Origin of the sequence: Bremerella sp. P1 (assembly GCF_028748185.1) — a bacterium.
In the GTDB taxonomy this organism is placed as follows: Bacteria; Planctomycetota; Planctomycetia; order Pirellulales; family Pirellulaceae; genus Bremerella.
This window is the reverse complement of record NZ_CP118164.1, coordinates 1,893,535-1,906,076: the sequence shown is the minus strand read 5'-3', so window position 1 is coordinate 1,906,076 and position 12,542 is coordinate 1,893,535. Positions and strand designations below refer to the sequence as shown.

Annotated in this window: 9 protein-coding genes; 3 read left to right on the top strand and 6 right to left on the bottom strand. The window is 55.0% G+C overall.

What is annotated here, in order from left to right; all coding sequences use genetic code 11:
- Window positions 1-41: 41 nt before the first annotated feature.
- Both PSR63_RS07810 and PSR63_RS07805 read left to right on the top strand, forming a co-directional pair.
- Window positions 42-1,268 carry a DUF1501 domain-containing protein gene (locus tag PSR63_RS07810; RefSeq protein ID WP_443111115.1) on the top strand — a complete coding sequence of 409 codons (1,227 nt, stop codon included), beginning with the start codon at window positions 42-44 and terminating at the stop codon, window positions 1,266-1,268.
- Between the two features lie 143 nt (window positions 1,269-1,411).
- A complete protein-coding gene (locus tag PSR63_RS07805) occupies window positions 1,412-2,692 on the top strand; it encodes a GDSL-type esterase/lipase family protein (protein ID WP_274332178.1) in 1,281 nt (426 codons plus the stop codon).
- 83 nt (window positions 2,693-2,775) lie between these two features.
- On the opposite strand, the gene PSR63_RS07800 is transcribed toward PSR63_RS07805, so the two are convergent.
- Both PSR63_RS07800 and PSR63_RS07795 read right to left on the bottom strand, forming a co-directional pair.
- The gene (locus tag PSR63_RS07800) at window positions 2,776-6,177 is read right to left on the bottom strand and encodes an efflux RND transporter permease subunit (protein WP_274332177.1); all 3,402 of its coding nucleotides are present in this window, start codon (window positions 6,175-6,177) and stop codon (window positions 2,776-2,778) included.
- Between the two features lie 57 nt (window positions 6,178-6,234).
- Window positions 6,235-7,515: an efflux RND transporter periplasmic adaptor subunit gene (locus tag PSR63_RS07795; protein ID WP_274332175.1), complete on the bottom strand. Its 1,281-nt coding sequence runs from the start codon at window positions 7,513-7,515 to the stop codon at window positions 6,235-6,237.
- Window positions 7,516-7,983: 468 nt separating this feature from the next.
- Between PSR63_RS07795 and PSR63_RS07790 the strand changes: the two genes are divergently transcribed.
- Window positions 7,984-9,786 (top strand): hypothetical protein, encoded by a 1,803-nt coding sequence (locus tag PSR63_RS07790; RefSeq protein ID WP_274332173.1) that lies wholly within the window; start codon window positions 7,984-7,986, stop codon window positions 9,784-9,786.
- Between the two features lie 25 nt (window positions 9,787-9,811).
- Here the strand turns inward: PSR63_RS07790 and PSR63_RS07785 are convergent, their stop codons facing one another.
- From PSR63_RS07785 to PSR63_RS07770, 4 genes are all read right to left on the bottom strand, one after another.
- The gene (locus tag PSR63_RS07785; RefSeq protein WP_274332172.1) at window positions 9,812-10,591 is read right to left on the bottom strand and encodes a glycosyltransferase family 2 protein; all 780 of its coding nucleotides are present in this window, start codon (window positions 10,589-10,591) and stop codon (window positions 9,812-9,814) included.
- 107 nt (window positions 10,592-10,698) lie between these two features.
- Window positions 10,699-11,286 carry a hypothetical protein gene (locus PSR63_RS07780; protein WP_274332171.1) on the bottom strand — a complete coding sequence of 196 codons (588 nt, stop codon included), beginning with the start codon at window positions 11,284-11,286 and terminating at the stop codon, window positions 10,699-10,701.
- Between the two features lie 12 nt (window positions 11,287-11,298).
- A complete protein-coding gene (locus PSR63_RS07775) occupies window positions 11,299-11,793 on the bottom strand; it encodes a GtrA family protein (protein WP_274332169.1) in 495 nt (164 codons plus the stop codon).
- On the bottom strand, window positions 11,759-12,541 hold the full coding sequence (locus PSR63_RS07770) for an NTP transferase domain-containing protein (protein WP_274332167.1): 783 nt from the start codon (window positions 12,539-12,541) through the stop codon (window positions 11,759-11,761). The genes PSR63_RS07775 and PSR63_RS07770 overlap by 35 nt, the downstream gene beginning before the upstream one ends.
- Window position 12,542: the final 1 nt, after the last annotated feature.

Below are 12,542 nucleotides of genomic sequence, written 5' to 3'. Positions count from 1 at the left end.
ACCGACGTGAATTCCTGGCGACTGGTGCCGTTGCCGCGAGTATGGCCGCGACTCCCGCCTGGGCGTCGTCCGCAGGCCAGCGCATCCAAGGTCAGGCCGAACATGTGATCTCGATCTGGCTTGGCGGCGGGATGGGGCAGATCGATACGTTTGACCCCAAGCGTAAGGGCGATCCTAGCAAGAAGCAGGCAGGTTCCTACTACAACTCGATTCCGACGGCTGTCGATGGAGTGGAGCTTTGTGAGCATCTTCCCAAGGTGGCTTCGATCATGGATCGAGTCACGGCGGTCCGTACGGTGAATCACTCGGTGATTGACGAACACGCCGCGGCGACGAACTGGATGCATGTGGGCCGCCCGGTGAGTGGCACGGTCGTGTATCCTTCGCTTGGCTCAATTATCGCTCACGAGCGGGGAGCCGTTTCGGAGACGGCGCCTCCCTACGTACTGATTGGTTATCCCAATAGTTCGCGGGGCCCTGGATTCCTCGGCGCCCAGCATAGCTACCTGTATCTCACTGAGACGGGACGGGGACCGGCTGGTCTTTCTCGTCCCGATGGCATCACGCCAGAACGGCAGTTGCGTCGTGAAAAGTATCTGACGGCTCTTCGCGGTGTCCAACCAGAAACAGTGGATTCCCGGTTGCGTGACTACGAAGCGGCGGCTGAACTGAGCCTGAAGCTGAGTGGACCTGAGTTCATGAAGAGCTTTGCCCTCGATAGTGAACCGGCCGAGTTGCGGGAGAGCTACGGAGGTGAGTTCGGGCAACGGTGTCTGCTTTCGCGTCGACTCGTCCAGCGAGGTGTCCGTTTCATTGAGGTATCTCACAACCTCAATTTCCTCAACGGAGCAGGGTGGGACGTGCACAATCGAGGCATTCTCGATCAGCACAAGCTGATTCGTGAAATGGACGATGCCGTCTCCACGCTGATTCTCGACCTGGAGAACCAGAAGCTGTTGGATAAGACGCTCGTGGTCATCACAACCGAGTTCGGTCGACCTCCTCAATTCGATGGTGGCGGCGGACGCGGGCATCAAGGCTCAGCGTTCACTTGTGTGCTGGCCGGTGGTGGCCTCAAGCATCAAGGAGCGTACGGCGAAACGGATGAGCTTTCGCAGAAGATTGTTTCTGATCCCGTATCAGTGCCGGACTTCTTTGCGACCATTCATGCTTCGCTGGGAATTGACTACGCGAAGTCGCTCTACGACGGAGATCGGCCTGTGCCCATCACCGACGGTGGAAAACCGATTGCCAAGTTGTTTGGGTAGTCGCGACCTCTAATTGCTGCAATTTCCCAAACTTAGCCCAGGTTGTCGCCAACCTGGGCTTCTTGTTGGTTGTCTCGCAAACCTTGACCAGCGCAATTAGACTAAAGAGCCCTCTGATAACCTACCTCGACGGAGCCTTCCTTATGAAAACCGTGTTTGCCGTTTTGGCACTTTCCCTGGTAGCCCTGTTCCCTGCGATTTCGGCGGCAGATCCCACCTATCATGCCGTGCAAGCAGAGCTTGTGAAGCCTCGCGATGGCTTGGGCAATGTGCTGGCAAAACTTGAAGCAGGCGAGACGGTTCGTGTTGCCTATCTTGGCGGGTCGATTACGGCTGCCAATGGCTGGCGTGTGAAGACGACGGCTTGGCTGAAGGAGAAATATCCAGACGCGACGATCGAGGAGATTCACGCGGCGATTGGCGGCACTGGCAGTGACTTGGGTGTATTTCGTTTAGAACGAGATGCCTTACGGCACAAGCCAGATCTTCTGTTTGTTGAGTTCGCCGTGAATGATGGTGGTGCGTCGCCCGATCGCATTTGGAAGGCGATGGAGGGGATCGTCCGTCAGACCTGGGAAACGAATCCCAAGACCGATATCTGCTTTGTTTATACGTATCGCGTGAACTACGAAGAACCACTTCGCAAAGGGGAATGTCCTCAGGCAGCATCCGCGATGGAACTATTGGCCGACCATTACGGAATTCCTTCGGTGAACTTCGCCAAGAAGATTGTCGAACTGGAATCGGATGGCAAGCTCACCTTCCAGAGTGACCAACCTGAGGAAGGCAAGATCCATTTCTCAAAGGATGGTGTTCATCCCTTGGACGCTGGCCATGAGATCTACACCGAAGTACTCGCCAATGCGATCCAGCAGATGGCAGCCGATGCTCATCCTGTCGATCATCAGGCCAAGCTGGCAAGTGCGTTCGTCAGCGACCATTGGCAAGCCGCCAAGATGGTGCCGATCAACCCAGACATGCTGAGCGGAAATTGGAAAGCGTTGTCGGAAGATGCCACGCTTCAGAAGCGATTTGGTAATCGCATGGGGCAGATCTATGAGGCGACCGAGCCAGGCAGCAAGCTGACGTTCCGCTTTCGAGGTTCGTCTGCCAAGTTGTACGACTTGCTTGGGCCCGATGGTGGCCAGGTTATCATCACGGTCGATGGTAAGCCCCGTGAGAAGCTTGTACCTCGGTTCGATAGTTACTGCACCTATCACCGCATCGCGACCCTTTCGCTGGCAGGTGACCTCGATCCGGATAAGGTTCATGAGGTTACAGTCGAAATCCATCCCGACCAGCCTGATCGTCAGCCGGTTGCTTTCCGCCTGAAGAACCCAGAGGAGGAACTGAAGGCACCCAAATACCAAGGTACGAACGTCCGCGCAAGTCAAATTCTCGTGCTGGGAGATATCGTTCCCTAAAGGAAGCGAAGAACGGACTCAATCGAAAACGCCGCTGAGAGGTTACTTCTCTCAGCGGCGTTTGTTTTTTGATAGAGCTCGTCTTATGGCTCAGAAGGCGGTTCTGGTTGTGGCTCTTGGCTATGGATCGGCGACAGCCCTTCTTTCTGCAAGACCTTCATCACGACGTAGAAGAAGACTGGCGTAAAGATCAGGCCAAACCCGGTCACGCCCAGCATGCCGCTAAACACGGCGACCCCGAGCGAGAAACGCATCTCTGCCCCGGCACCATGCCCCCACAGCAAGGGCGCGACGCCCAGGATAAAGGCAAAGCTGGTCATCACAATTGGTCGCAAGCGGACGATACAAGCCTGAACGGTCGCTTCCAGGAGAGGCTTGTTTTCTTTCTCCATCAGGTCTTTGGCAAACTCAACCACAAGAATTGCATTCTTACAGGCCAGCCCCACTAACACCACAAAACCGATTTGAACGAAGATGTTCAGCGCCATGTGGGCGATCATGACACCGGTGAGTGCGGCCAGAACGCACATGGGAACCACCAGAATGATCGTGACGGGCAGCTCCCAGCTTTCGTAAAGTGCGGCCAGAATCAGGTAAACCAGGATCACCGCACCGACAAGTGCTGAGATCGGGTTCTGCAGCACATCTTTGAACGACTGAAACTGACTGGCCTGTTCCTGTAGAAACGAGATTTCCGTCCATTCCGCTTCCATCGAGGCTGGCAGTTCTTGGGCGGCCAGATCGTTCATCATCGTCAGCACTTCGCCGGTGCTGACGATCGGCACGTTTACGCCATTGATAGCCGCAGCTGGGAAGTTGTTGTAGCGGTTGATGAACATCGGTCCGGTGCTATCTTCAATCGTGCACAGGGTACCCAGCGGAACCATTTCGCCAGTCACGCTTTTGACTTTGAACTGCCGGACCGTTTCAGCATTCACGCGGAACTTGGAATCTGCCTGGACGTTGACTTGCCATGTTCGACCAAAACGATTGAAGTCATTCACGTAGTAGCCACCCATATAGACCTGGAGTGCTTCAAAGACGGCGTCTAGCTCGACGCCCATGCTCTTGCACTTCTCGCGGTCAATATCGACGAACAATTGCGGCGTATTGGCACGGAAGGTACTGAATGCGACCACGATGCCGGGCTGCTCTAAGGCCAAATTGGCCAGACGATCTGCTTGGGCCTGCAGCACGGCATAGCCATTGTCCCCTCGGTCTTCGACCATCAGCTTAAAGCCGCCAGCATTCCCCAGGCCGTTAATGGGAGGGGCCTCGAACACCGAAACGCGGGCCTCTTGGATCTTGCTGAACTTCTTGCGAAGCTCCATGGCGATGTATTCCGACGTGGTTTCCTTGCTCGTTCTTTCGGAGAAAGGAGCCAGGGAGAAGAAGCCACCGCCGAGATTGGAACTAACCGCGTTCTGCACGAAGGATTGACCCGAAACGTCGACAACGTGGGCGATGCCAGGCGTCTCCATGGCGATCTTTTCTACCTGAGTCATAACGGCATCGGTTCGTTCCCGCGAAGCAGAGTCGGGAAGCTGTACGTCGAAAACCAGGTAGCCTTGATCCTGGGTAGGAATGAAGCCTGCTGGCACTGCGTTGAAGCCATAGCCGGTGAGTCCGATTAGGCCAACATAGACAATCACTGCCACAACACTAATGCGAAGAAGAGAAGCGATTGCCCGGCCGTAGAAGTTGGTCACCCAATCAAAGAATCGATTGAACACGCCAAACACGGCGGCCAAGGCAAGGTTGACCGTATGAGATAGCATGTAGCCAACGACGACGCCTGGGACGAACAGCGCGGCTTGCATCCAAAGGGCCATTCCTTCTTCGCCATGCGCGCTCGAACCGCCGAGGAAAATGCTTCCCAGCCAGACGAAGAGGACACCGCCCAGCGCGGCAATTCCCCACCAAGGCAGCGCTTCGCGATGTTGCGTATGGTCTTCGCCCGGCTTCGGATCGCGGAAGATCGACGTTGCTCGGGCCGGTGTCATCGTCATGGCGTTCATGGCCGAAATCAACATGGCCGCGGCAATCGTCAAAGCAAACTGACGGAAGAACTGTCCGGTAACGCCTCCTAGAAACGCACTAGGGAAAAACACGCTACTAAGCACGAGCGTGATCGCCACGATGGGGCCGGTGATTTCTTCCATGGCATGAATCGTTGCGTCACGGACCTTGTAGCCCATCCCGATCCAGCGCTCGATGTTCTCGAGCACGACGATGGCATCGTCCACCACAATCCCAATGGCAAGGACGAGTCCAAACAGCGTCAGGTTGTTAAGCGTAAAGCCCATGATGGCCAGGATCGCGAACGTACCGACGAGCGAAACGCCGACGTCGATCAGCGGCAACATCACGGCTTTCCAGTCCTGGAGGAAGAAGAGCACAACGATGGCCACGAGAATGATGGCATCGCGCAGTGTTTTGAAAACCTCTTCCACAGACTCTTTGATGAATGGTGTCGTATCGTAGCCAATCTCGTACTTGAGGCCGGGCGGGAACTTTTCCTTGAGCTCTTCCATCTTCTGTTTCACTCGATCGCCGACATCGAGCGCGTTGGAGCCAGGCAGTTGGAAGATGCCGATCCCAGCCGAAGCCTTTTGGTCGAACCGGCAGAGCGTATTCAAGTTCTTGGCCCCGAGTTCAACGTGGCCGATATCACGAATCCGTGTGATTTGACCATCGCTTCCCGTTTTGACGACGATGTCTTCAAATTGCTCAGGCGTTTTCAGCCGCCCGAGGGTTGTCATCGTCAGTTGCATCTCTTGCCCTGGAGGGACTGGTGGTTGTCCGATCTGACCCGCAGCAACCTGGACGTTCTGCTCCTTCAAGGAGGCGACAACGTCACCGGCTGACATGCTGCGCGATGCAAGAGCATTGGGATTCAACCAGACCCGCATGCTGTAATCTTGCTGGCCAAGGATGCCCACATCGCCCACTCCCTCGAGGCTGGCAAGCTGATCGCGAATCTGAATCGTGGCGTAATTGCTCAGGTAAAGGTTATCGAGAATCGGCTTACCGGTTTCGGGATCGTCTTCCGAAAAGAGGTTCACGGCGAGCAAGATATTGGGAGACTTCTTCTTGGTCGTTACGCCGGTTGCTTTGACCACATCGGGCAAAAGCGGGGTAGCCTGGGCGACGCGGTTTTGCACCAGAACCTGGGCCATATCCAGGTCGGTTCCCAGCGCGAAGGTAACGGTGAGCGTGTAGCTTCCGTCGCTCGCTGACTGCGAGGACATGTACAGGCGGTCCTCGACCCCGACGACCTGTTGCTCGATCGGAGCGGCGACCGTCTCGGCGACAACATCCGCACTTGCTCCGGGGTATTGGCAAGTAACCGAAACCGTGGGAGGGGCGATTTCCGGATATTGAGCGATGGGCAAGATCCAGACACAAATCGTACCCGCCAAAACGATGATGATAGAGATGACCCAGGCAAAGATGGGGCGGTCGATAAAAAAGCGAGCCAGCACGTTGCTATCTTTCGTCGGTGTTGTTGAGCGATCAAACGAACGAGGTTGCACTTGCGATTAGGAACCACCAGGCATTGGAGCAGGGGGCTGGTTCGACGGATTTGAGGGTTGCTGCGGAGCCGGATTCGACATTGGGTCCTTGTTGCCGCTGGCAGAGCGAAGGATGGTGTCATCGATCGGAGGAGGTTCCGGCATGGTCGTGTCCTGCGGTTTGACCGGTTTGCCCGGTCGCACAAGCAGCAGCCCATTCACAATGACTTTCTCGCCTTCAGCAAGACCTTCTTTAATGACGCGTAGAGAGCCTTGCTTGGTGCCCAGCTGAACACTGCGACGCTCGGCGTTGCCCTCTTCATCAAGGATGTAGACATACCGATCACTTTGGTCGGCACCGATAGCGCTCTCGGGAACGAGCACGGCATCGTAAGGGGCTTTGGCGGCAACCTTCACGCGAACAAAAAGCCCCGGACGAAGTACTGCCTCCGGATTCGGAATCACGGCACGAACCGTCAGGGTACCAGAGCCAGCGTTGACCTGGTTCGAGCCGAAATCAATCGTGCCCAGATGGGGGTACTCGGAGTCATCGGCAAGATAGATTTGAACCGGGATCTTCAGATCTCGGAGCGAGCCATCCTTTTTCAGGCTGGACTCGGAATCATGCCGCTGGATATAGCTCAACAAAGCGAGCTCATCGACGTCGAAGTAGGCGTAGATCGGGTCGACCGAAACAATGGTGGTGAGCAGTGTCGGCGCTCCGACGCCACTTTGAATCAGATTTCCATCGGTGACGTACGTTCGATCAATCCGTCCACTGATGGCGGCATCGATCGTGCAATACTCAAGGTCGACTTTTCGGGCGGCAATTTCTGAATCTGCGGCGTCAACCTGAGCGGCCGCCTCATTCGCCGCCGCGACGCTTTCATCGAAAAGTTCTTGGCTGACCGCACCACTTCCGACCAGCTTCTTATTGCGTGCCAAGGTCGCTTGAGCCAACTCATTCTTGGCGACATAAAGCTTTTTCTGGGAAACCGCCTGATCGTATTCGGCCTGATAGGTTCGTTTGTCGATCTCGAAGAGAAGATCCCCCTCTTTGACGACCGCACCGTCTTCAAAAGCGACTTTCTGGAGGTAGCCGGAGACTTTGGCGTAAACGTCGACCGAAGAAACGGCCTCGATATGGCCTGTGTACTCGCTGAAGTCGACCACCTGACGCTTGATGGCCGGGGCTACGGTTACATCCGGCGGTTCAACTTTTGGCATTTGCCGCCGACGGCCACAACCGATGGCAATAAAAAGGGTAAGTGCCAAAGTAATCGTCACGCGAAGCACGTTCCGCTTCATTATCTACATCCTGTTGCTGGTCCGGTGAATCGCACGCGATGACTCTTAACGAGCCAAGGAACACAGGGGCCGTTTGGTTGCTTCAATCCTTGTTGAAAGATGCTCCCTTTTATAACGTGATGATTGTCAGATTACACGAGGCTAGGGAGCCAATCTTGATCGAGAATTCTCGTTGTTCCCCGAAAAAATGGTTACGGTAAGCGATCCCACAAGAAGTCTTGATAAGCATATCGATCTTTGATTATCCGTTAGGCTCGGGTAGTCTATGTATTCTAGGGGGAACGTGCCGGCTGCTTCGCCCAGCAGGTAAGAGATTTCAATGGCATCGGGAAAGCCTGGCGCAATCTTTCCAATTCAAAGCCTTGCTTACTTTCGCCGTTCGGTTTTCTCGTCTCAACGGTTCGTTATGACGCCAGAGAAGACGAATCGGACCTTCATGATTGTTTTGTAAAGCCGGGTAAGTCTCGAATGGATTCGGATTCCTCAAGTCAGGCAGGCCAAGTTTCTTCTCGTAGCATTCTTGCTGTATTTGTGATTACGGCGCTATTGGGAACCGCGATTGCGTATCTCGTGCTTTGCATTGCCGCCTATAGTCGGTACTGCAACGAGTGGAATGGCATGCTTCTCCCCGGTTACCGCTTCGGTGTGCCCCAGCGGCTTGTTGATAAGGGAGTTTACCCAGTTCATGAAATTGGCTGGGACGGTCAGTTTTATTACCTCCAGGCAAACTACTTAGATCCCCATCCCGACGCGTACGAACACATCGATGCTCCGCCGTATCGTTACCAGCGAATTGGGTTGCCCTTGGTGGCGGCTGCGTTCAGCTGGGTGACTGGCAGCGACTATGTTTCTCCCCATACTTATCTGTTTGCGTCTTTGCCGTTTGTTGGGCTGGGAATGGGGGCTCTTGCGGCTTGGCTATTTGCACATCGCTATTCTCCGCTGTGGTGCCTTGGTTGGGCTGCAAACGTGGGGATACCGATTTGCCTCTTGCACGGTCAGCCAGACCCTCTGGCCGATGCCCTATTCATTCTCGCGATACTGGCGATGATTCGAGGGATGCCGCTTGCCTATGCGGCAGCGGCCACGTTGATGTGTCTGACCCGTGAGCCCTATTTTCTGATCGCAGGGACAATATTCGCCGCGTCGCTTGCCGGAATGGTGCCTTGGAAAGGGAATCCCGACACGGGAGGCTGGGTGGTTGCGATCTTGCGAGCGATCGGGCTGCAGCGTTTGGCCGACATGCTGATGGTCACGCCTGAAGCGGAGCTGCCGTCGACGATCCTGAGTGGAAAACCGAGTGCTTGGAATTTTTGGGCCTACCGGACGCCGATATGGCAACTGGTCGTCTTGTTGATTCCTTGTGCGGTCTTCATTGCCTGGCAAATGTACTTGCGGTCGGTATTCGGTCAGACGGGATCGGAAGGGTCGGGCGGGGTCATGCTTGACTACCCGTTCTATGCCTTCTTCAAGTCTTCGATGCGTGCGCCCGACTATGTGATCAGACCGTTTTACTATGTTGTTCTGATCATGGGATTTGTCGTCCTGTGGTGTGTGCGTCGCAAGTTGTCACTGTCGCTGATTCTCTTGCCCTACTTCTTGATCTTATCGCTGATGTCGGAGGTCGTCTGGATCGACATCAGTGGTTACTCCAAAGCCATGGGGACGGTGTTGGCCGCCGTGGTGATTTGTTTTCCTCTGCTGGGAAGACGAATGTACTATGCGGTCGGGATACTTTTGATCGGTGCTGCATTGACGTACACCCAGTGCTACAAGCGGGTCTACGGGCCGGTCGATCTTGTTCGTATTCCCGATTTTCAGAACGTTCAGCTCGATATCGTTCAGGAGCAACCGGTCTTGCAAGATCCCCAGTGTTCCATCGAAATCGATCAGGAAGAACTGGTGAAGCGGGCATCCGAAATGAATCGTGTCTACCGCTTTCAGTTGGGTGGAAAACGCTTCCCCCAGACATATTTTGTGGTACCAGTGACGGTGACCAACGAAGGTACCGAGACGTGGGAGCACTCGCGGCAGAACGCGATTCAAATCGTGCCTGGTTGGTATCGAGAGAATGAGCTTCCAAACTGGAAGCCTGCAACCGATGTGCCGCACAAAGTGGCTCCCGGCGAGTCGTTTACCCGCGAGGTGCCGATCTTGCTACCGCGTCAGCCAGGTGATTTCACCTTGAGGATCACGCTACGTCAGTTGTCACAATTCACGTTCGACGAAAAGGGTGACTACTACGTCGATATCCCGATTTCCTATCGCTAAATCTAGCTTGCTATAACTCGATAGCCTACGCGGCAGAGCGTTGCTTTGCAGGAGCTTCATCCTGCTTGGATGTAAACGTGCGTTGCGACTGTTTGAGCGCCTTACGCAGTTTCCAGATCTGACCAAAGGTTCGTTTGCAAAGGCGATACTTGCCAAGTAGCGTTCCGCCTCCCTTGGATTCGCCTTCGGTACGCAAATCGAATCGGACATCCACCAGTTCAATGTCCATCTTCAGTTCGCTTGCCACGTACAGTATGTAGAGGTCAAGGGTGAAGTCGTAGGGAGCTTCGTCCATGTGTTGCATCAATGAATGATGGAACACCTTGGGCTGGGCGTTGACGTCGAAGTAGGAACCGCTCAGCGCTGCCGAAGCAACCCAGCCCATCGCGGAGGTAAAGAACTGATCGAAAAACGGGCGACCCTTACGATTGCCGCGGACCAGCGAGTTCTTGGGATTGGGCATCTGCATGAGGCAGTCTAAAGCCCGAATCACGTCCTCAGGCGGAGTTTGCAGGTCGGCATGCGTCCAAGCCAGGTATTCGCCGTGGCTTTTGCGGAGACCGAACAGAATGCCATAGCCATAGCCTTGATTGACGTCGATCTGAACCGCTCGGGCAAATGCGTTCTCGGGATGAGCCAGCAGTTGAGCCATGACTTCCGGTGTGTCGTCTTTCGACCCGTTATCGACCAGCACGAGCTCGATATCTTTTCGGTCACCGATCGCGTCCCGAAATGCCGAGACCAGTCGGTCCAGGTTTTTCGATTCGTTGTAACAAGGGACGACGATGGAAAGTGTGGTATTCAACGGATTCTTCCTTGGGGAAGGGCGGTGCTAGCTGAACGGTTCTGCGACACGATTTCGCCAAAAGGTATAGGCCAAAAGGTGCCAAAGGGTCAAGGTCAGCGGTGCTGCTAGGATGATAAGGCCGCTTGCCACAGATCGGGACGCTTGGTGCAAATCGCATCGACCGGATAGGGAGAGAGAGACGCGGCATAGTCGGCGATCGTTTCGACACTTCTTCCTTGAAGCTCTGGTGAAACAATGCACAACTTAAAGTGAGCTTTGAGTTGATCGTATGTTTCGTCCGTCAACGGCATCTTGGTGAAGCAGTCGATCCAGGCCCACTGGACATCGCCTGCCAAGGCCAGTGCCGACTCGATGGGTTCGTACTCGGAGAAGCGAACGGCGATCTTACTCTCGCCTTGTCGGCAAAGAGTGCGAATCATGGGGTAGGAGCTATCGAGGAAGAAATAGTCGTCGACGGTCCCTTGGATCATTTCCAGGACGCGATGTTCAATTCGTTCGCTCTTGATGTTCAAGATCATGAGCCCGTGGCGATACTCGGCCAGGTAATCTTCAAATCGTTCGCCGCCTGTGAAGGGATCGTGTTGAAGAATGAGATCGTCACCATGATCTCGCAAATCGAGCTCGACGCCGTACTCGGTCGGAACGTCCGCCAACTGGTCGCGTGTATTGATGCGATGAGCAATATATAGCATGGAAGTCCTCGGTTAGGCTGCCCTGCGGTCAGATGTGGGAATCGCGACTTCCGGTGGTTCGCCAGGCGAGGCCGCCAAGTCGGAATTCGCGGGAACCTGTTGGCGAAACGCGAGGAACTTCATACCCACAAAGTTGGCGACAGTGGTCGTTCCGGTTGCCAGGAAGAAACCGAGCAAGCGGAATTCGTCTCCTGCCAATAGAAGGACGCCGCGATTGATTCCCACGTTCAAGCCGAGGGTGCAAGCATAAATGACGACGTAGACAATAGGTTCGCTAACCGATCGTTTGGTCGACTCGAAGGTCCAGAGTTTGTTTCCCCAGAAGCCAAACAGCATCCCACATACGTACGAGATCCCCTTAGCGATGTCTGGGGAAATGCCTGACAGCGTGGTGATCAACGCGTAGCAGATGCCATCGATCGCGACCGAACTTCCGCCGATGACGAGAAAGCGAAGGATCTGTCGCGATACCTTAGGCGACGAGCTTTCGTTGCTGTTGCTGGGCAAAGTATTTCTCCCATCGCTGGTAGTCCCGCAACTCTTCCGGAGTGCCCCAGCCGATGTATTTTTCAACTTCAAAGGTGCCAAAACGACTGCCGCTGGCGATCATCCCATTCGGGACGACATCCAGGTAGAACTCGTTGTTGATCCGCTGATCCGAAGCCACCAAGGCGTCGATGGCATCGAACAGTTGGTAGGCAGAACGAAACCAAAAGAAACCGCTCACGACGTGATCGTTCAGTAGATCTTCCGAGATCGGCTTCTTGCAGGACACGTGGCTGACAAATTGATTGTCTTCGTCGGTTGCCACCCAGCCATAGCTTGTCGGTTTGGGCAAGACGCGATTGTCACCGCGGTAGGTCCAAATCAGGCCATCCCACTGTTGAGACGTTGTCTTTTCGAGGAAATCATTCTCGTCGTACACGTGGGTGTTGTCACATGCCGCCACGAGAACGTCCGTATCATCCGCGAAGGCTTCGGCAGCCAGTCGCACGGTACATGCCTGTCCCTCAGTCAGGCCGGGGACCACAACGATCTCGCAATCGGAGAAGTGACTTCGCAGCACCTGGTCGATCTGGTGCTCGGCCACGTGGTCGCGATGAACGAGAAAGATGATGCGTTCTGCAGACGGCAAGTCACCAATCGCGCGAACGACCATGGGAAGGCCATCCACGGAAATGAGTGGCTTGGGTAGCGTGTAGCCTGCGGAAGAAAACCGGGATCCGGCACCTGCCATGGGAACGATAATATTCATG